The organism is Paractinoplanes ovalisporus (assembly GCF_016834655.1).
In the GTDB taxonomy this organism is placed as follows: Bacteria; Actinomycetota; Actinomycetes; order Mycobacteriales; family Micromonosporaceae; genus Actinoplanes; species Actinoplanes ovalisporus.
In genome coordinates this window covers 557,346-575,556 of sequence record NZ_JAENHP010000001.1, presented here as the reverse complement: position 1 = coordinate 575,556, position 18,211 = coordinate 557,346, and the positions used below count along the sequence as shown (strand labels likewise).

The window sequence follows — 18,211 nt, the reverse complement described above, 5'->3', positions numbered from 1 at the left end:
TTGAGTGATCGCGCGCCCGAACGGCCGCAGCGTTGAGCGACCGCCCGTGAGCGTCCTCGGTATTGAGCGATCGCGCGTTCGAGTATCGGAGGCGTTGAGCGATCGTGCACTTGCGTTGGACGGTTGCGCGCTCGAGTGCTGACGGCGTTGAGCGACTGCGCACCTTTGGGTGAGCGATCGCGCGCTTGAGCGCCCACGCGTTGAGCGATCGCGCCCGGGAGCGTCCTCGGTGTTGAGCGCTTGCGGCGTGAGCGGGTGCGGGTTTCGGCGCCCATGGCGTGAGTGTTTGCGTACTCGTGCGCTCGCCGGAGTGAGCGATCGCGCGGTCGAACGCCCGCCGCTTGAGGGGCAGCGTTCTCATGGGCACGCATCAGGGTTCTAGAAGTTCGGCGATCAACTTCTCGAGGTCTCGGCCCCACGGGCGGTCAGCTGTTCCTGCCGGCACCACGGCGTCGAACTGGGGGAGCAGCGGCGCGCCGGCCAAACGGCCGGCCTGGACGACCGCCAGCAGCTCGCAAGCGAGGACGTCGCGCAGGCCGGTGATCGCCTCGTCCAGGCATTCGGCCGCCTCGAAGCCGAAGCTCTGCACGTCCTCCTGGCCCAGCGAAGTCTCGATCGCGCCGGACAGGGCCGGAACCGCGAACCGCCGCAGCCGGTGCGTGACGCCGACCGCTCGCTTGTGCACGGTGGCCATTCCGGCGTGCAGGCCGGGCGACTCCGACAGCTGCCGGTTCAGGCCGGTCAGGTTCGCGTCGAGCAGGCGGTGCACGCGGGCCGTCCCCAGCTCGGCCAAGTGGACCAGGGCCGTGGTCACGCCCGAGACGGCCGCGGTCAGCTCGGTGCCGGCGAAGCCGAACGTCCCCACGAACTCGCCGTCCAGGTGGGCGGGCGAGTCGGTGACCGCGGAGAGCGCGCGGTCCACGGCGGCGTCGAGGGCGTCGGTGGCCCGCATGGCGACGGCCAGGGCGGGGGCGGTCACCCGGAACGAGACGGGGGCCTGCAGCGCCCGGGCCGGGGTTTCGCCGCGGAGTTTGCGCAGGTCGTCGAGCACGCTTCGCAGCTCGTCGCTGTCGGCCAGGGCGGGGTGCATCGGGTCGGGGCTGGCGCCGATCACGGTGTGCGAGGCGGCCGTGGCCTCGAGGATCTGCGGGAGAAGCTTCCGTACGGCGTCAGAGGCGAGAACTGCCAAGCCGGTCAGGCCGGGCACCCCCTCCAAGAACGCGATGCCCTCCTTCGGCCCGAAAGGCCGCGCCGCAAGACCGGCCTCCGCCAGCGCCGTGGCCGCGTCAGCATCGCCCAGGACGCGACCTGTGCCGTTCAGGACGGCTCCGGCGTGCGCGAGCGGGATGATTTCGCCGGCCGCGCCGTTCCCGCGGGCCGGGATCGCCGGGACGACGTCGGAGCCGAGCAGGTCGACCAGGGCCTGGCACAGTCCGGGGGAGACGCCGGCGGCCGGGTCGAGCAGCGTACGCAGCCGGGCCGCCAGCACCGCCCGCGCCTGCTCGGGCCGCAGCCACGGCGCCGAACCCACCGCGCGGCCGGTCATCAGCGTGTCCTGGTGCCGGGCCTGCGCCGTCGGGTCCAGCCGCACACCGGACAGCGCCCCCATACCGGTGTTGACCCCGTAGACGACCTTGCCGGAAAGATCCCGCAGCGTGGCGTCGCGGCTCGACGCGAGGGCGGCCAACAACCCCGCGGCAAGCTCGATCCGGATCTCGCCGCGCGCCACCCGGCCGATGACCGAGCGGTCGAGGTCGGCCGGGTGCGCGATGTCCCGTACGGGAAACCGGTCTTGATCTGGCTGGGACGTGGTCATCGGTAGCGCAGCATCGTGCCCACGCCGGCCGCCTCGGCGCGGGTCAGGATCAGGTGGGCCAGGGCGACGTCGAGGATCGACAGGCCGCGGTGCCAGAACAGGATGCGCTCGTCGTCGCGTTCGCGGCCCGGCTTCTGACCGTCGACCACCTCGCCGATCTGCGCATAGAGCGACTTCTCGCTGAGCCGGCCGGTGTCGACGTGTGCCCGCAACGCCCCGAAACGTCCCGACTGTGACTCGCGCCAGTCGTCCACCACCACCTTGTCCATCACATCGAGCAGGTCGAGCTCGACCGCGCTGACGGTGCCGTAGGGAACGACGAAGGCGCCGGGCTTCACTGCCGCCGTACGCAGGAGGGGTGTGGGTTTTTCCAGGCGGGAGGCCTCGACGAGGATGTCGGCGCCGTCGTAGGCCTCGTCGGCGGTGGCGACCGCGCGCACGGGAGTCCTGGTGGCGGCGCGCAACTGCTCGGCGAACGCCTCCCGCGACTCGGGCCGCCGGCTCGTGACCCGGATCTCCTCCAGCGGGAACAGGCTGTCGAGCATCGTGACGTTGGCGAACGCGGTGCCGCGCGCGCCCACGTGGCCGAGGATCTTCGAGTCACGCCGGGCCAGATACTTCGCGCCGACGGCGGTCATCGCTCCCGTACGCACCTCGGTGATCCACGTGGCATCCATGATCGAGAGCGGGACGCCGTTGGTCGGGTCGTAGACGGTCATCAGCGCCAGCTCGCTGGGCAGGCCCTGCTGGTAGTTCGGCACGAAGTCGCCGACCACCTTGACGCCGCTCAGCCCGCGCTCGCCGAGCGTGTCGACGTGCCCGCGCAACACGTTGAAGTGCCCGGCGCCGCCGTTGTTGGGCATCAGGTGCATGCGCGGCTCGAACACCGTCTCGCCGCGCCCGTGCGCCGCCACGACGTTCTCCACGGCCGCGATCACGTCGGCCGGCCCGATCGCGAGCTCTTCGATGTCGGCGCCGTTGAGGAAGCGGGTGTGAATCATGTAATGCACCCTATAGCCTTGGTGTTTCGAAGTATTCAGCTCGCTTGACTGGGCGGCCCTATGACGCTGGAGAAACGCCTGGACACCGGCCGTGCCGAGGACTGGCTGCTCGACCTCGCGCAACGGCACCGGCTGTCGCCGACGCAGCGCCAGATCGTGCAGCGGATGCTCGGTATGTTCCCGGACGTGGCGTTCCTGTCCACGATCGAGATCGCCGAGCAGGCCGGGGTGTCGCAGCCGACCGTGACCCGGCTCGCGACGGCGCTGGGTTTCGCGGGCTATCCGGAGTTCCGGGCGGCTATGCGTGAGGTCGTGCTGTCGGGCGGTCCGGGTGCGGTGGTGCCCGATCGGCATTCCGCGGTCGACCTCGAGATATCCAACCTCGCGGCCACGCGGCGCGTCCTCGATTCCGATCACATGCTTTCCGCCGTACGCCTCCTCGCCGCGACCACCCCGCTCGGAGTGATCGGGCTGCGGGCGTCGGCGGCGCTCGCCGAATACTTCGGATATTTCGCCCGGAGGGTGCTGCCGGCGGTGCACGTGCAGACCGACGCCGGCTCGCTCGACGACGCGGTGCTCGAACTGCGGCAACAGGGGGCGTCGGCGGTGCTGGTCTTCGCGATGCCGCGCTACCCGGCGGGCACGGTCGAGGCGCTGCAGCTGGCCCGGCGGCTCGGCATGGCGACCGTGGTCGTGACCGACAGTGCCCTCGTGCCCTTCGCCCCGGACGCCGACGTGCTGCTGGTGGCGCCCGTGGGCACGGGACTGGTCTTCGACTCGCACGCGGCCGGGGTGGTGCTGGCGGTCAGTCTGCTCGACGCCATCGCCAACACCGACCCGGTGCGTACGCAGGAGCGCCTCGAGGCCCACGAAGCGCTGGTGGACCGCTGGGCCTTTTGACCGTTGTTGTTACCGGCGGCATTCCTGCTTGCCGCCGGCTGCGCATGGGCGGTCAGAGGCGGCACTCCTGCTTGACGCCGGCGTCGCGCCAGATCCGGTCGAAGCCGCTGCCGTTGAACTCGTAGCGGTAGAACAGGATCAGGTCGGGGCACGCCCGCGCGGCCTTCTCGCTGGTGCCGTAGGCCTTCACGCCGACGATGCCCTTGTTGAGCAGCACCTCGGTGACGACCGGCTGGTCCTTCTTGAAGACGTCGCTGAGCAGCGTGCCGATCCGTTTCGGCCGGGACGGGTCGGCCGTGCCGTCGAACACCTCGATCGTCGAGGCCCAGTAGGAGGTCGTCGCCTCACAGCTGCGCACGACCAGGGTGTCGGGGACGCCGTCCTTGGTCGCGTCCTTCTTGACCACCTTCTGGATCTCGGGCTCCTGACCCTCGTACGGGCAGGGCTTGACGACGTCCTTCCAGGCCGGGACGGGCTTCTTGATCTTGGTCGCGACCGGTTCCGGGGCCTCGGTCTTCTCCGGGCTCTTCGTCGGCGCCGGCGGGGTGCTCGTCTCGGGGCTGCCCCCGAATCCGGTGCCGGCCTTCGCGGTCGTGGCCGACGGGCCGGGCGCGGCGCCGGCGGACTTGTCAGCGGGCCCGCAGCCGCTCGTGGCGAACAGAGCCACCGCCGCGGTCGTCGAAAGGATCAGGGTTCCCCGTGTGAATCGCATGCCGGTCACGCTACGTACGCAGGTCGCGACTCTGATCCCCCCTTCATGCCATCGCGCCGGCGTAGTCGGCTAGCCGACCGTCGCCGCCTTTCGCCAAGCCCGGTCCCTAGGCTCGCGCCATGGAAGTCGCCGTCGCCGGAGCCGGGCCGACCGGCCTGTTCACCGCGGTCGCCCTGGCCCGCCGCGGCCACCGGGTCGCCGTGATCGACCGAGACCCCGGGCCCGCCGCCGACGGCACCTGGGAGCGACGCGGCGTCATGCAGTTCCACCACCCGCACGGGTTCCGGCCGCAGATCTCCGAGGCGCTCGCGGCCGAGATGCCCGAGATGCTGACCGCCCTCGACCAGGCCGGCGCCGAACGGATCGTGTTCCGCGGCGGCGACGGTGAGCCCGCACCACACGCGGCCCTGCGTTGCCGCCGGGCGGTCTTCGAGCGGGTGCTGCGCGAGTTCGCCACGGCCGAACCCGGGGTATCGCTCGTCCGGGGACACGTCGACGACGTGTTGCGTTCCGGCGGGCGCGCCGCCGGGCTGCGGGTCGACGGCCGCTCGTTCGACGCCGACCTGGTGATCAACGCCTCCGGCCGGGCCGCCCGCCTCGCCGACGACCTGCGCGCGCCGGGCGAGGGCGGCGACTGCGGTCTCGCGTACGTGTCCCGGCAGTACGCATTGCTCCCCGACGCCGAGCGCGGGCCGATGAACGCGCCGGTCGGCATCATCCAGACCCTCGCCGGCTACATGATCGCGATCTTCCTGCACGACCGGGGTACGTTCTCGGCGCTGTTCATCCGGCCCGCCGACGACCGCCGTTTCGGTGCGCTCCGCTTCCCGGCGGCGTTCGAGGCGGCCGCGCTCGCCGTTCCCGCGCTGGCCGCATGGGTGGACCCGTCACGCAGCACGCCGATCACGCCGGTTCTGCCGGGTGGGCGGCTCTACAACACGTACCGGGGGCAGCTCGACGCGGCCGGTCGGGTCGGTCTGCCCGGGCTGCTGCACGTGGGTGACGCCGTGTGCACCACGAACCCGTCGGCCGGGCGGGGCATCGCGGTCTCGCTGCGGCAGGCGGTGGCCCTGGTACGCCTGCTCGACGCGCATCCGGGCGATCCGGAGGCGGTGGCGCTGGCCTTCGACGGGTGGTGCGTCGACAACGTCCGCCCGTGGTTCTCCGACCACGTCTCCTGGGACACCGACATCCTGCGGCGCTGGGCCGGCGGCGACATCGACACCACCAGGCGCCTCCCCAGCGACCTCATCATGGAGGCGACCGAGGCCGATCCGACGCTGCTGCGGGTCGTCGGGCCCTACATGGCGATGGAGGCGTTGCCGTCCACTCTCGACGAGATCGAGCCGCGGGCGCGGGCGATCTACGCTCGGGGCTGGCGGCCGCCGCCACATCCCGGACCTTCCCGCGACGAGTTGGCGTCCCTGATCGCGGCAGCGGTCTGAGCCGTTTGGCCTTCTCGCTCGGTGGCCGCGGTCGTTCGCTTTCGGGTGGATGGTCGTTGCGTTGGTCCGCGTCGCGTCTCGCGTCTCGCGTCTCCCGTCGCGTTGTGTCGCGCGGCGCTGCGGTGGTGCTGCGTGTGGCGCGTTGATTTCGCACCTTGCCGGGGGCCTTCGTCGGCGCGAGCTCGGCGTTTCGTCGGCGTGTGGTCGGCGTGTCTGATTTTGGCTCGGATTCGCGTAAGCACCTTGGGACGTTCGAGGCGTCTTTCCAGATGAAGGCGCACGAACACGGGGAGGTCCGGTGCACGGGGGTTTCGAAGACTACGTGAAGACCCGCGGCGACTCGTTGCGTCGCTTCGCCTACCTGTTGTGCGGCGATCGCCACCTGGGCGAAGACCTGGTGCAGGAGGTGCTGGTCAAGGCATACCGGCGCTGGCCCCGAATACAACACGACCAGCCCGACCACTATCTCCGCACGGCCCTTGTCCGTTCCCACATCTCCTGGCTGCGCCGTCGTTCCCACACAGAGCACCCCGAGCAGATCAAAGACGACTTCCCCGGGAGCAGCGACTTCACCACCGACCAGGCCCTACGCGACGACCTCTGGTCCCGGCTGCGCCGCTTGACCCGAGCCCAACGCGCCGTCTTGGTGCTGCGCTACTACGAAGACCTGGACGACCACCAGATCGCCGAGGTCCTGCGTTGCAGCCGAAGCACCGTACGAGTCCACGCTTCCCGCGGCTTGTCCCGCTTACGAGCCGACCTGTCCCCACCCATATCCGTTTCCCCCGCCCCGCCCTTCAACAAGCCAGCCGCCACATCTCCCGACGAACCTTCAGCCCTGTCTGCCGACAAGCCTTCCGCCACGAGGGGAGCGAAGCCGTGACTCTGGAAGAAGAACTCCGGGCGACTCTGGAAGACCGCGCCACCCGCCCGTCGCCACATCCCGACCTGTGGGAGAACGTCGCCGCCGGCGTCTGGCGCCGTCGTCGCCGTCAGCGGGCGGCCGCAGTCGGGGCCGCCGCATTGGCACTGGCCGCGGCTGCCGCCGTACCCCCGTTGCTGGCCCAGCGCGCTCATCGCCCACCGCCCGCCCCGCCCGCGGTGACCCCCACCGTCGACTGGGTCGTGCCGAACTGGCCTCGCCCCGCCTTCCCGATGCACCCCAGTTGGTTGCCGCCCGGCACAGGCGAGGGCGAGGTGAGCCTGCTGGGCCCGAACACCCACCTGGTCTACGAGACCGACTCCTCGATCCTGTCCGCCGAGGTGGGCCCCTTGCTCGCCTACTGGGAGGTCGAGGCCCTGGGCCACCACACCACCAAGGTCAACGGCCGCAACGCCGAGGTCCGAACAGCCGACACCTACGACGGCGCTGCGCCCGGCGACGAATACGTGGGCGTGCGCTGGCGCCTGGCCGATGGCCGCTGGGCCCAGGTGCTGAGTTTCGGCAAACGCACCGAGTCCGAGGTGCTGCGCTTCGCGCGAGGCCTGACCGCAGGCAGCGTAGAGGCCCCGCCCCCACCGTTCACGTTCGAGACCGTCCCACCCGGCTACACGTTGCAGCAACAGTTCGAGGGCTACATGTGCGTGGCCCCCGCCCAGGCAGCGGCCAAAGACCGCAACTCCGTGGGCGTATGCGTGCTGGTGACCAGCGAGCTCGAGCCCCCCGACACCCCTGGCGAGCCCGGCACCGTCAACGGCCTCCCCGCCACCTACTACTCCGACACCCGCCAGCTGACGGTAGAACTGGCACCCGGCCGCCACTTACAGATGACCTGGGATCAGGGCGACGCAGCCCTCCTGACCCGAGAGGAGGCGTTCCGCTTCGCCGAGGGAATCAGAGTCCAGTCCTGACCCGGGTCGCCGCGCTGCCCGGGTCGCCCGTGCTGCCCGGGTCGCCCGCGCGCCCGCGCTGTCCGGGTGGCCTGCGCTGCCTGCGCTGCCCGTGCTGCCCGTGTCGCCGTTACCCGTATCGGCGCTGACCTGCGATGGCCGCGGCGGTTTAGTGATGGCTGGTCGGAGGAACACGGGAGCGATGTGCGGCTGTACACGCCCGGCACCTGGGTCGGCGCGGCCCGGTCTTCCAACCGATGAGGGGATAGGGCCTCGGATATCGCCGCCTGCGACGTATCGAACCCTGCGGCTATGGCGGTGGGGGTGAACCGCTCGCCGGAGGCCCCTGCGCGTGCCGGCCATCGTGACGGGGTGAAAAGCTGGTGAGCTACGACGCGCTCTGTTGGTTTCGCGCAATGGTGCTTCGGGGGACGGCGGTTCACAATCGCGGCGATGGGGGATGAGAGCATTTGGTCGCATCGTTGCCGCCGTCGCGGCACACTGACGACACGGCCTCGCCGTCTACTGAGCCGGTGCCCATGACCCAGCAGCGCCGCCACGTGACCGGACTGGCGTGGGCCGACGCCCGCGCCGCGGCCCGCGACCTTCCGGCCGCGCTTCCGCCCGAGACCACGACTCCGCAGGCCGCGTGCGGTTGTGTCCTGGCCGAGCCGATTCATGCGGCGGCCTCCGTTCCCGGCTTCGACAACGCTGCCATGGACGGCTACGCGGTGGCTGGCCTCGGTCCGTGGACCATCGTCGGCCTGCTCCTGGCCGGTCACAGCCAATGCCATGATCCCGACAACGAGCTGCGGCCTGGGGGCGATGCGTCCGACGGTGAGCGGCTGCGCGAGGGTGCGTCCGTGGGTGAGCGGTTGCGCGCGGGCCGTGCGTTCGTCGACGAAGAGCTGCTTGAGAGTGATGCGCTCGTAGACGAACGGTGGCCTGGGTGCGATGTGCTCGGGCCGGGCACTGCTGTTGAGATTGCTACCGGTGCGCGCGTTCCCGCTGAGGCTGATGCTGTGCTGCCGTACGAGGACTGCCACGTTGAGGGCGGCATCGTGCACGGGGCCCGCGGTCCCCGGAACCACATCCGGAGGGCGGGGGACGACCTGCGGCCCGGCGACCTGATCGTGCCGGCCGGCCGGACGGTGACGGCCACGGTGGCTGCGGCCGCGACTCAGGCTGGGGTCGAGAGCGTGCTTGTTCGGCGCCGACCCACCGTAGCCTTGCTGGTCACCGGCGACGAGGTGGTGCTCACGGGGCGTCCCGGGCCGGGGCAGGTGCGCGACAGTTTCAGCGGGATCGTCGCCGCTGTCACCGGGAGGGCCGGCGGCGTTCTGCACTTCGTCCGGCACGTCGGCGACAACCCGGACCATCTGGCAGCGGCCCTCGGTGCGCCTGACCTGGAACCGGCGTCGCTTGATGTGGCGGCCGGCGACGGGCTGACCGGTGACGCGCGGCGCGAGAACAGGCCGATGTGCGACCTGGGGGTGGGCGGCTCGGCGGATGTTGTTGTGGTCAGCGGATCCTCGTCGGCGGGGGCGGCTGACCATCTTCATGCGCTGCTGGACGAGCTTGGCGCCGAGTGGTTGGTGCGGGGCGTGGCCTGCCGGCCGGGGCATCCGCAAGCTCTTGCGCAGCTTCCCGATGGGCGGTGGGTCGTCAGTCTGCCGGGGAACCCGTACGCGGGACTGGTCTCCGCTCTGACGCTTCTCGAACCCCTGCTGGAAGCGCTCGCAGGACGCGCGCCGGCGCCGCTGCCCAGGGTCGCCGTCACGGGTGAGGCCAAGCTGGTGCCGGGTGGTGTTCGGATTGTCCCGGTCCGGTGGCGGCGGGAGGGTGCCGTCGCCGAAGTGCTGCCCGCGAAAGGGTCGGCGGGGCTGGCGGCTGCGGCTGCTGCCGACGCGCTGGCGGTGCTGCCGGACGACTGGACCGAAGGCGGCGAGGCCGTCCTGCTAGCGCTGCCGTAAAGGCGCTCTGCAAAAGTGCTGCAGAGGGGCTGCCGTAGAGGTGTCCGCGACCACGGCGGCGTCCACGAGGTCATCCGCATCGGGCGCGAGTCCTGGCCGCCACGTACGCAAAATGCGCTGCCGGAAAGCTGCCGCAACCAAGGGTCAGTGGCCGCGGAACGCCTCCTCCAACCACCACGAAGGCCGGCCCGCGGCGACCTTCGCGTCGACGACCAGGGGGACGTTGCGGGGGCCGGCCAGCCACGCCGCCACGGGGGACAGGTCGGCGGGGCGGCGTACGGTGACGGCCGCGCAACCGTAGCCACGGGCGATCGCCGCCAGGTCAGTGTCGGGGAACTGCACCGTGGACAGCGGATGCCCGTCGGGGCCGAAGTGGTGCACCTCGGCCCCGTACGCCGCGTCGTTGTAGACCACGATCAGCATGCCCAGGTTCAGGCGCCGGATGGTTTCCAGCTCGGCGATGCTCATCAGGAAGCCCCCGTCGCCGCACGCGGCCACCGGCACGCGGCCGGGGGACGCCAGGGCCGCACCGAGCGCGGTGGCCAGGCCCAGGCCGATCGACTGGAACGCCTGCGTGAAACAGAAGGCTCGGTGATCGGGAACGGACAGGAACATCGACGGGTAGCCCATGAAGTTGCCCGAGTCGACCGCCACCACCCGTTCGCGGGGGATCAGGTCGTCGAGCGCGATGCTGAACGTTCTGGGGTCGATGTGTGTGGCGTCGCCGTCGTCGTCGTACGACACGTCGCGCCAACGGCCCTCGAAGACGATCCTTTCCTGCACGCGAGGGGTCCGGTAACCGGGGTGGCGTACGGGCAGGGCCGACCGCACCGCCCGGGCCGTGGAGCCCGCGTCGCCGACGATGCCCAGGTCGACGCGGTGGTGTGCGCCCAGCGCGGCGGGGTCGAGGTCGACCTGCACCACCGTGGCCGACGGCGAGACCAGCGCGCCGTGGCGGGTCGTCCACATGTTCAGCGACGCGCCCCACGCCACCACCACGTCGGCGTCGGCGATCAGCGAGGCCGCCAGGGGAGTGGCGAAACCGCCCGACACGTCGAGGCTCCACGAGTTGCCGGCGAACAGGCCCCGGGCCACGGCCGAGGTGGCGAGCAGCGCGCCGCACGAGGAGGCCAGCGAACTGATCGGGTCGCGGGCGTTCACCGCACCCCGGCCGGCGATGAAGACCGGGCGGTCGGCGGCGGCCAGCAGGGCGGCCAGGGCGGCGACCGCGTCGTCGTTGGCCTGCGGGCGTTCGACGGCGATCGGGGCCTGCGGTTCGGTCACCACGGCCTCGGCCGCCTGCACGTCGAGAGGCAGGTTGAGGACGACCGTACGGCGTTCGCTCGCGGCGAGCCGCCACGCCCGTACGGTGTCGTCGACCGCGGTGGCTGCGCTGTGCACCCGGTCGCTGGACGCGCCGACCGCTCGGGCCAGGGCGTCCTGGTCGACGCGGAAGTTGGACCGCAGCGCCGTGGCCGCCGGCTCGGCCGCGAGCACCAGCATCGGCGTACAGCTCTTGGCCGCCTCGGCGATCCCGGTCATGGCGTTGGTGAGGCCGCACCCCTGGTGCACGGTCATCACCCCGACGCGGCCGCTGACCCGGGCGTACGCGTCGGCCGCGGTCGCCGCCCCGGCCTCGTGCCGGGTCGCCACGAACCGGGCGCCGTTCTTGACCAGGGCGTTGGTGACGTGGAAGTTGCCGCTGCCGACCACGCCGAACACCGGGCCGGCGCCCAGCTTGACCAGGGTCGCACCGACCACGTCGGCGACCGTTGTCATCGCTCGACCAGGGCCAGCACCCGCGTCGGGCTGCCGGATCCGCCCACGATCGGCAGCGGCGCGGCGATCACCACCGCCCCGGTCGGCGGCAGGGTGTCGAGGTTCTGCAGCTGGGTGAGGCCGTACTTGCCGGCGCCCAGCACGTATGAGTGGCAGGGGAACGCCGGGTCGAACCCGAACGCCTGGCCCGCGTCGGTGCCGACGGTCTCGACGCCGACCCCGATCACCGGCGCCTCCTCGGCCAGCCACTTGGCGCACTCGACCGAGAGCCCGGGCGTGTGCGGGCCGGTCTCGTCGGCGTTCAAGTAATCCTCCTGGTCCGCCGACCGCGCGTCCCAGCCCGTACGGACGAGAAGCCACCCACCCGCCGGCAGCGGGCCGTGCTCCGACTCCCACGCGCGCACGTCGGCGATCTCGAGCAGGAAGTCGGGGTCGGCCGCGACCCGGCCGGACACGTCGATGACCGCGGCCGGCGCGTCCAGCTTGAGCGGCGCGATCTGCGAGACGTCCTCGCCGTCCTTGGCGGTCACCCAGTGGACGGGCGCGTCGAGGTGGGTGCCGGTGTGCTCCCCCGTGTGGATGTTGTTCCAGTACCAGGCCGGGCCGCGGTCGTCGTACCGGCTGATCTCCTCCAGCCCGAACGTGATCGTGTCGGCGAACGGCGGCGGCAGCTTGAGGATCGGCGTCTCGCTGGACAGCGGCGCGGTGAGATCGACCACCTCGATCGAGCCGGTCCGGATCGCCGCCACCAGCTCCTGCAGCACGCTCATCTCGTCTCCACTTGTGATCGCCGTCACGACGCCCGAAGCGTACGGCGTTTCCCCACATCGACGGGAGTGCCCGAACGGACGCACAGGACGAGAGCCGGGCGAAATGAGGCGCGGCGGAGCGGCGGGGTGGAGGCTACTCGGAGGGGTAGGGGTTGGAGGCGAGCGCGTGGGCCAGATGGGCCGCGGTCGAGGCGAGCGACTTCACCGACTCGCCGGTGGTGTCGGGCTTGGGGCCGGCGTCCTTGTAGTCCACCTTGCCCAGCGCCTCACCGACCCAGTAGGCCGAGCCTGCCGCCGGGATCGTGAACCCGACGTCGTTGAGAGCCTGGATGACCTCGGCGATCACGTGGTGCGCGCCGTCCTCGTTGCCGACGACCCCGACCACGGCCACCTTGTCGGACATCGAGGGGCGCCCGCGCGGGTCGGTCTCGGACAGCTCGGCGTCGAGGCGCTCCAGCACCATCTTGGCCACGCTCGAGGGCTGGCCGAGCCAGATGGGGGTGGCGATCACCAGGATCTGGGCGGCGAGGATCTTTTCCCGTACGGCGGGCCAGCCGTCCCCGTCTCCCTCGTCCGTGCTGACCCCGAACTTGATGTTCTGGTCGGCGACGCGGATGAGTTCTCCGTCGACGTCGTGGTCGGCCAGCGCGTCGAGGATCTGCCGGCCGAGCAGGTCACTGCTCGACTCCTGCGAACCCGATTTCAGAGAACAGCCCAGCACCAGGGCACGCAATGTCGTCATGGGCCGGGCATGCCCGCGGGCCCGTTGGTAAAACTTCACATAGGCCAAGTAGTTTGACGGCATGACCGCCCGCCGCCTCGATGACCAGGCCCGCCTGGACGCGCTGGCGCGCACCGGTCTCGGTCCGGTCCCCGACCCGGTTTTCGACCGCTTCACCGCGATGGTCCGAACAGTCCTGAAAGTTCCGGTTGCCCTGGTGTCGCTGGTCGACGCCTCGCGTCAGGTGTTCCCCGGGGCCTGCGGACTGGCCGAACCGTGGATGGGCGAGCGGCAGACCCCGCTGTCCCATTCGTTCTGTCAGCACGTCGTCACCAGCGCCGAACCTCTGGTGATCACCGATGCCCGTCGTGACCCGAGGGTCGAGAGCAACCTGGCCATCACCGATCTCGGTGTGGTCGGCTACGCGGGGATGCCGCTGACCGACGCCGACGGCATGGTGCTCGGCTCGCTCTGCGCGATCGACGCCGAGCCGCGCGAGTGGACGCCCGACGAGCTGAGCCTGCTGGCCGACCTGGCCGCGGCCTGCTCCGACAGTCTCCGGCTGCGCGTCGCCACCCGCAGCGCGAACCGCCGCGAACATGCGGCCGAGGCCCGCGAGCGGGTGGCCGGCGCCGCGTTCGAACGCAGCCAGCTGCTGCTGCGGGCCAGCGTCGCGCTGGCCGGCACGACCACGGTGGCCGACGTCGTCGACGCGGTGCGGGCCCTGCTCGCCGGCAGCCTCGACCCGGACTACCTCGGCGTGTCGCTGATCGAGTCGGGCCAGGTCAGCCTCCAGTCCGGCCCGTTCCTGCCGCCGCGCGTGGCCGACCGGTGGCGGCGCTACCCCCGTACGGCGGGAACGCCTTCCGCCCTCGCTGCCGTCACCGGCGTCCCGGTCCTTCTTCCCGACCTGGCCGCCGTGGCCGCGCAGACGCCGGACGCCCTCGCGACCTTCGACGAGATGGGCTGGCAGTCGGGCGTGAGCGTGCCGCTGCCGGGCGCGGCCGGAGCGATGGGCGCGCTGACCATGACGTGGAAGCAACCGCACACCGTCGACGCCGTCGAACTGGCCGTGCTCGCCGCCCTCGCCGGCTACGTCGCACAGGCCATCCAGCGCGCCGACTACCTCTACTCCCGCGAGCAGGTCGCCACGCTGCTCCAGCAGGCCATGCTCAGCGAGCTGCCGGACGCGTCGCCGTTCGGGATCGCCGCCCGCTACGAGCCGGCCGTCCGTGGCGAGCACGTGGGCGGCGACTGGTACGACGCCGTCCGCCTCGGCCCCGACCAGCTCGCCCTGGTCGTCGGCGACGTGACCGGGCACGACATGGCCGCCGCGACGCGGATGGGCCAGCTGCGCAGCATGCTCCGGGCCTACATCGTCGACCGGCACGAGCCGCCGTCCGCGCTGCTGCGCCGCCTCGACAACGCCGCCCAGATCCTCGGCGACCCCACCCCGGTCACCGCGATCCTGGCCTACGTGCAGGCCGAGGCCGACGGCTACCGGCTGCAGTGGTCCAACGCCGGTCACCCGGCGCCGGCGCTGCTGCTTCCCGACGGCACGGTCAGCCCGCTGGCCGGCCGCGACATGCTGCTCGGCGTGGGCCAGCGCACCACACGGACCAACCACAGCCACCCGCTGCCGCCCGGCTCGACCGTGCTGCTGTTCACCGACGGCCTGGTCGAGACCCGCACCGACCTGATCGACGACCGCAAGAGCAAGCTGTACGCCGTTCTCGGCGGTCTCGCGTCCGCGCCCCTGCCCGACCTGCTCGACGAGGTCTACACCCGGATGGCCGGCGCCGACCACGAGGACGACGTGGCCTTGCTGGCTCTGCGCACCCCGACCCCTTAGCTCTGCCGAGCCTCCGTCGGGGTTAGCTCTGCAGGGCCTCGGTCGGGGAGAGCCGGGCCGCCCGCATGGCCGGATAGAGACCGGCCACCGCGCCGATCACCACCGCCCCGGCCAGACCACCGGTCACGGCCCACGCGGGCACCACGACCGGCCAGCCCTGACGCACCGCGTAGGCGGCCACCCCGGCCAGCCCGCCCAGGGTTCCGGCCAGCCCGCCGAGCAGCGACAGCACGACCGACTCGGTCAGGAACTGCCACCGGATGTGTCCACGGCGGGCGCCCAGCGCGCGGCGCAGGCCGATCTCGCGGCGGCGTTCCAGCACCGCGACGATCATCGTGTTGGCCACGCCCACGCCGCCGACCAGCAACGACACCCCGGCCAGGGCGAGCAGCAGCGATCCGAACGTCTCGTCGGCAGCCCGCTTGGCCACCAGCGCGTCGGAGGGCCGGCTCACCTGCACCAGACCGGGCAACGCCGGGTTGACCGTGGCCGCCAGCACCGCGCGCACATCCTCCAGGGCCGGTTCGCGGCAGCGCACATAGATGACCGTCGGGTGCCCGTCGAAGGCCAGCCATGTCCGCGCGGCCGGCCAGCCCACGATCACGGCCTGGTCGATGTCGGGCGCGAGCGGCAGCGGGGCCAGGGTGCCGACCACCGTGAACCAGCGGTTGCCGATGCTCACCTGAGGCGGCGATCCCAGCCGGGCCGCGGCCTCGGAGCCCAGCACGACCGTGGGGAACGACGAGGTGGCGTCGGTGAGGAAGCGACCGGTGGCGATCCGGCCGTTCAGGGCGGCCAGCAGGTCGGTGCGTCCGGCCAGCACGGTCAACCCCGAGCCGTCGTACGGATCCACGAGGTCGGACCGCCGCACCACCGCGTGCACGTTGGCGACGGCGCTGACCGAGGTCACCGGTCCCACCCGCGCAATCATGTCGACGGCTTCGGCCGGCAGCGGAGCGGGTGTCCCACCGGTCGACGCGGGGGAGGCGCGCAGCATGTTGCTGCCCAGCGCGGCCAGCCGGTCGTTGAGGGCCTGGCGGCTCGCCGCGGGGATGCCGGTGACGACGATCATCGTGGCGACGCCGATCGCGATGCCCAGCGCCGACATCGCGGCCCGGGCCTTGCGGGAGCGCACCCCGAGCAGACCGAGTTCGAGCAGGTCGCGGATCACTCGACGACCCGCCCGTCGTGCATGACCACCCGACGGGGCAGCCGGGCCGCGATGTCGCGGTCGTGGGTGATCACCACGATCGTCGCGCCGTCGGCGTTCAGCGTCGTGAGCAGGCCCAGCACCGCTTCGCCGGTGGCCGAGTCGAGGGCGCCGGTGGGCTCGTCGGCCAGCACGAGGTCGGGCGAGCCGGCCAGGGCGCGGGCGATCGCCACCCGCTGCTTCTCGCCGCCGGAGAGCTGGTGGGGGCGGTGACCGGCGCGGTGGGCGAGACCGACCCGGTCGAGGGCCTCGGCCGCGAGCTCCCGCCGGCGGCGGCGCGGCACTCCGGCGTACAGGAGACCGGTCTGGACGTTGTCGGTCGCGGTCATCGTGTCGGTCAGGTGGAACTGCTGGAAGACGAACCCGAGGCGCCGCGCCCGCAGAGCGGAGAGCCTGCGGTCCGGGTAGGCGGTGACGTCCTCCCCGCCGAGGCGGACCGTCCCGCTGCTGGGCCGGTCGAGTGTCCCCATGATGTTGAGCAGGGTCGACTTGCCCGACCCGGACGGCCCGACGATCGCGATCAGCTCACCGGCCGAGACCGTCAGCGAGACGTCGGACAGCGCGGCCACCCCGCCCGGATAGACACGGCCGACCCGGTCGAGGCGCAGCACGTCGCTCACGGTGTCGTCACCACCGTCGTGCCCGCGGCGAGGCCGGCGCCGCTGACCTCGACCAGGCCACGGGCGAACACCCCGGTTGTGGCGGCCACCAGCGACCCGTCCGGCTTCTGCAACGCGTAGCCGCCCTCGCGCAGGGCGACCAGCGCTCCGACCGGCACGGCCAGGACGTTCTTGCGGGCCACGGTGGTGAACCGCACCCGCACCGGCGCCGAGTCGAACGCCGCGACCGCCTTGGCCACCGCCGGTGTCACGACGACGGTCACCTTGGGTGCCTCACCGTTGTCCTGTTCACCCACCGTACGGCTGATCGCCGTCACGCTCCCGGCCGCCGTCTTGCCGTCCGGCAGCGACACGGTCACCTTGGTCCCGACCCGGACCGTGCCCGCCTCGGCCGCGCTCATCGGCACCGACACCACCTTGGTCGTGGTCGTCATCGCCAGCACCGGTCCCGCCGCCGGGTCACCCAGCGCCGCCGTCACGCCGTCCACCCGTCCCGGCCCGGTGACCACGACGACCTGCCCCGGCCGCAGCGCTCCCGGTGCCGGCATCCCGAGGTCCTTCTGCCACCGTTTGACCGCGGACAGCAGGCCCGCATCGGCCACGTCGCGGCGTGCGGCCCACGTCCGGTAGCCGAGCGCGTTCAGGTTCGACCGCACCTCGCGCACGTCGCTGCCCTCGAGGCCGGCCTTGTCGATGGCCCGGAACAGCGGCGTGCCGCCGTAGAACACCACCACGGGCTGGTCGTTCACCTTGAACAGCCAGGTCCCGCGGACCACCTTCTGGCCGGCCGCGGGCAACCGGGTGAGCACGCCCTCGCCGGTTCCCTTGACGACGCGCGCCGAGCCGAACCCGAGCGTCCCCGGCACCATCCGGGCGTCGCTGAGGTCGGTGCGCTCGATCCGCGTCGTACTCAGCGTCGCCGTGGGCGTGGCGGCGACGGGCTCGGAGCGCGGCCGCAGCGCGTACCACGCCCCGCCGCCGGCCAGCAGCACGACCGCCAGCGGGACGGCCACGCTACTTCTTCCCACCGAACGCCTCCAGCAGGCAGGACTCCTCCAGCTCGTCCTGGTTCGCGGGCAGCGGGTTGTCGCCGTCGTCGTACGTCCATTCGCCGGGGTTCGTCACGTGCACCATCAGGCCGTGTTCGCGCAGGCAGCGCACGTTGTCGTTCCACTGCGACGCGTAGTGGGGGTTGATGTCCTCGTCCAGCTCCGGCGGCTGCAGCGGCAGCTTCCCGGCGCAGGCCTTGTACGCCGACCGGGGCTCCCCACTCTGGTCGAGACGCCGTACGTCGTTGCCGGCCGGACCCGCCTGGTCGACCACGTTGACCTTGACGCCGTTGGCGACCAGGCAGTCGTCGTAGGCGGTCCAGTAGCGCTGGGCCTCCTCGTCGCTGGTGTCCAGCCGCAGCTGCGGTCTGGTCGTATTTTTGGCGGGCGCGGACGAGGCGGCCGGCGAACTCAACGTGGCAACTTGATCTTGCGTCGGCGGGGCCGAGCTGCACGCCCCGGCGAGGAGAGCCGCCACCGCGGGGAGGAGGAATTTACGCATGGCCGGAACCCTCGCGGCCACTTGTCAGGAA

At 71.9% G+C, this 18,211-nt stretch carries 16 protein-coding genes; 6 read left to right on the top strand and 10 right to left on the bottom strand.

From position 1 onward, the window contains the following. Positions 1-370: 370 nt before the first annotated feature. Both JIG36_RS02605 and JIG36_RS02600 read right to left on the bottom strand, forming a co-directional pair. On the bottom strand, positions 371-1,816 hold the full coding sequence (locus tag JIG36_RS02605) for an aromatic amino acid lyase (protein WP_203374340.1): 1,446 nt from the start codon (positions 1,814-1,816) through the stop codon (positions 371-373). Next, positions 1,813-2,817 carry an ornithine cyclodeaminase family protein gene (locus tag JIG36_RS02600; protein WP_203374339.1) on the bottom strand — a complete coding sequence of 335 codons (1,005 nt, stop codon included), beginning with the start codon at positions 2,815-2,817 and terminating at the stop codon, positions 1,813-1,815. Before JIG36_RS02600 ends, JIG36_RS02605 begins: the two co-directional genes overlap by 4 nt. Before the next feature lie 60 nt (positions 2,818-2,877). Here JIG36_RS02600 and JIG36_RS02595 point away from each other — a divergent pair, with 60 nt between their 5' ends. After that, on the top strand, positions 2,878-3,717 hold the full coding sequence (locus JIG36_RS02595) for a MurR/RpiR family transcriptional regulator (RefSeq protein WP_236045488.1): 840 nt from the start codon (positions 2,878-2,880) through the stop codon (positions 3,715-3,717). A gap of 52 nt (positions 3,718-3,769) precedes the next feature. Here JIG36_RS02595 and JIG36_RS02590 read toward each other — a convergent pair whose 3' ends face one another. Beyond that, on the bottom strand, positions 3,770-4,429 hold the full coding sequence (locus tag JIG36_RS02590; RefSeq protein WP_203374338.1) for a hypothetical protein: 660 nt from the start codon (positions 4,427-4,429) through the stop codon (positions 3,770-3,772). Between the two features lie 119 nt (positions 4,430-4,548). Here JIG36_RS02590 and JIG36_RS02585 point away from each other — a divergent pair, with 119 nt between their 5' ends. From JIG36_RS02585 to JIG36_RS02570, 4 genes are all read left to right on the top strand, one after another. After that, complete coding sequence (locus tag JIG36_RS02585; protein WP_203374337.1) at positions 4,549-5,874, top strand: FAD-dependent monooxygenase; 1,326 nt, start codon at positions 4,549-4,551, stop codon at positions 5,872-5,874. 298 nt (positions 5,875-6,172) lie between these two features. Next, positions 6,173-6,757 (top strand): SigE family RNA polymerase sigma factor, encoded by a 585-nt coding sequence (locus tag JIG36_RS02580; RefSeq protein WP_203374336.1) that lies wholly within the window; start codon positions 6,173-6,175, stop codon positions 6,755-6,757. Then, positions 6,754-7,725 (top strand): hypothetical protein, encoded by a 972-nt coding sequence (locus JIG36_RS02575; protein WP_203374335.1) that lies wholly within the window; start codon positions 6,754-6,756, stop codon positions 7,723-7,725. Before JIG36_RS02580 ends, JIG36_RS02575 begins: the two co-directional genes overlap by 4 nt. A 518-nt stretch (positions 7,726-8,243) precedes the next feature. Then, positions 8,244-9,677, top strand: a complete 1,434-nt coding sequence (locus tag JIG36_RS02570) for a molybdopterin-binding protein (RefSeq protein WP_203374334.1) — start codon at positions 8,244-8,246, stop codon at positions 9,675-9,677. Between the two features lie 144 nt (positions 9,678-9,821). Here JIG36_RS02570 and JIG36_RS02565 read toward each other — a convergent pair whose 3' ends face one another. From JIG36_RS02565 to JIG36_RS02555, 3 genes are all read right to left on the bottom strand, one after another. Then, positions 9,822-11,456, bottom strand: coding sequence for a thiamine pyrophosphate-binding protein (locus tag JIG36_RS02565; protein WP_203374333.1), 1,635 nt, complete (start codon positions 11,454-11,456; stop codon positions 9,822-9,824). Beyond that, the gene (locus JIG36_RS02560; RefSeq protein ID WP_203374984.1) at positions 11,453-12,226 is read right to left on the bottom strand and encodes a cyclase family protein; all 774 of its coding nucleotides are present in this window, start codon (positions 12,224-12,226) and stop codon (positions 11,453-11,455) included. Before JIG36_RS02560 ends, JIG36_RS02565 begins: the two co-directional genes overlap by 4 nt. Positions 12,227-12,359: 133 nt before the next feature. Continuing rightward, the gene (locus JIG36_RS02555) at positions 12,360-12,968 is read right to left on the bottom strand and encodes a flavodoxin family protein (protein ID WP_203374332.1); all 609 of its coding nucleotides are present in this window, start codon (positions 12,966-12,968) and stop codon (positions 12,360-12,362) included. A gap of 61 nt (positions 12,969-13,029) precedes the next feature. Between JIG36_RS02555 and JIG36_RS02550 the strand changes: the two genes are divergently transcribed. Next, positions 13,030-14,799 carry a GAF domain-containing SpoIIE family protein phosphatase gene (locus JIG36_RS02550; protein ID WP_203374331.1) on the top strand — a complete coding sequence of 590 codons (1,770 nt, stop codon included), beginning with the start codon at positions 13,030-13,032 and terminating at the stop codon, positions 14,797-14,799. A gap of 22 nt (positions 14,800-14,821) precedes the next feature. Here the strand turns inward: JIG36_RS02550 and JIG36_RS02545 are convergent, their stop codons facing one another. The 4 genes from JIG36_RS02545 to JIG36_RS02530 are packed head-to-tail and all read right to left on the bottom strand — an operon-like array spanning position 14,822 to position 18,180. Then, positions 14,822-15,970 carry an ABC transporter permease gene (locus tag JIG36_RS02545; protein ID WP_307872534.1) on the bottom strand — a complete coding sequence of 383 codons (1,149 nt, stop codon included), beginning with the start codon at positions 15,968-15,970 and terminating at the stop codon, positions 14,822-14,824. After that, positions 15,967-16,629 carry an ABC transporter ATP-binding protein gene (locus JIG36_RS02540; RefSeq protein WP_203374330.1) on the bottom strand — a complete coding sequence of 221 codons (663 nt, stop codon included), beginning with the start codon at positions 16,627-16,629 and terminating at the stop codon, positions 15,967-15,969. Before JIG36_RS02540 ends, JIG36_RS02545 begins: the two co-directional genes overlap by 4 nt. Then, entirely contained in the window at positions 16,626-17,642 is a 1,017-nt protein-coding gene (locus JIG36_RS53855; protein WP_203374329.1) for a peptidoglycan-binding protein, read from the bottom strand. Before JIG36_RS53855 ends, JIG36_RS02540 begins: the two co-directional genes overlap by 4 nt. Position 17,643: 1 nt before the next feature. Then, on the bottom strand, positions 17,644-18,180 hold the full coding sequence (locus tag JIG36_RS02530; RefSeq protein WP_203374328.1) for a hypothetical protein: 537 nt from the start codon (positions 18,178-18,180) through the stop codon (positions 17,644-17,646). Between the last annotated feature and the right edge of the window lie 31 nt (positions 18,181-18,211).

What these genes read in the sequence shown, in the direction of transcription:
- JIG36_RS02605 (WP_203374340.1), bottom strand. Translation starts at nt 1,816, where the DNA reads ATGACCACGTCCCAGCCAGATCAAGACCGGTTTCCCGTACGGGACATC.
- JIG36_RS02600 (WP_203374339.1), bottom strand. Translation starts at nt 2,817, where the DNA reads ATGATTCACACCCGCTTCCTCAACGGCGCCGACATCGAAGAGCTCGCG.
- JIG36_RS02595 (WP_236045488.1), top strand. Translation starts at nt 2,878, where the DNA reads ATGACGCTGGAGAAACGCCTGGACACCGGCCGTGCCGAGGACTGGCTG.
- JIG36_RS02590 (WP_203374338.1), bottom strand. Translation starts at nt 4,429, where the DNA reads ATGCGATTCACACGGGGAACCCTGATCCTTTCGACGACCGCGGCGGTG.
- JIG36_RS02585 (WP_203374337.1), top strand. Translation starts at nt 4,549, where the DNA reads ATGGAAGTCGCCGTCGCCGGAGCCGGGCCGACCGGCCTGTTCACCGCG.
- JIG36_RS02570 (WP_203374334.1), top strand. Translation starts at nt 8,244, where the DNA reads ATGACCCAGCAGCGCCGCCACGTGACCGGACTGGCGTGGGCCGACGCC.
- JIG36_RS02565 (WP_203374333.1), bottom strand. Translation starts at nt 11,456, where the DNA reads ATGACAACGGTCGCCGACGTGGTCGGTGCGACCCTGGTCAAGCTGGGC.
- JIG36_RS02560 (WP_203374984.1), bottom strand. Translation starts at nt 12,226, where the DNA reads ATGAGCGTGCTGCAGGAGCTGGTGGCGGCGATCCGGACCGGCTCGATC.
- JIG36_RS02555 (WP_203374332.1), bottom strand. Translation starts at nt 12,968, where the DNA reads ATGACGACATTGCGTGCCCTGGTGCTGGGCTGTTCTCTGAAATCGGGT.
- JIG36_RS02550 (WP_203374331.1), top strand. Translation starts at nt 13,030, where the DNA reads ATGACCGCCCGCCGCCTCGATGACCAGGCCCGCCTGGACGCGCTGGCG.
- JIG36_RS02530 (WP_203374328.1), bottom strand. Translation starts at nt 18,180, where the DNA reads ATGCGTAAATTCCTCCTCCCCGCGGTGGCGGCTCTCCTCGCCGGGGCG.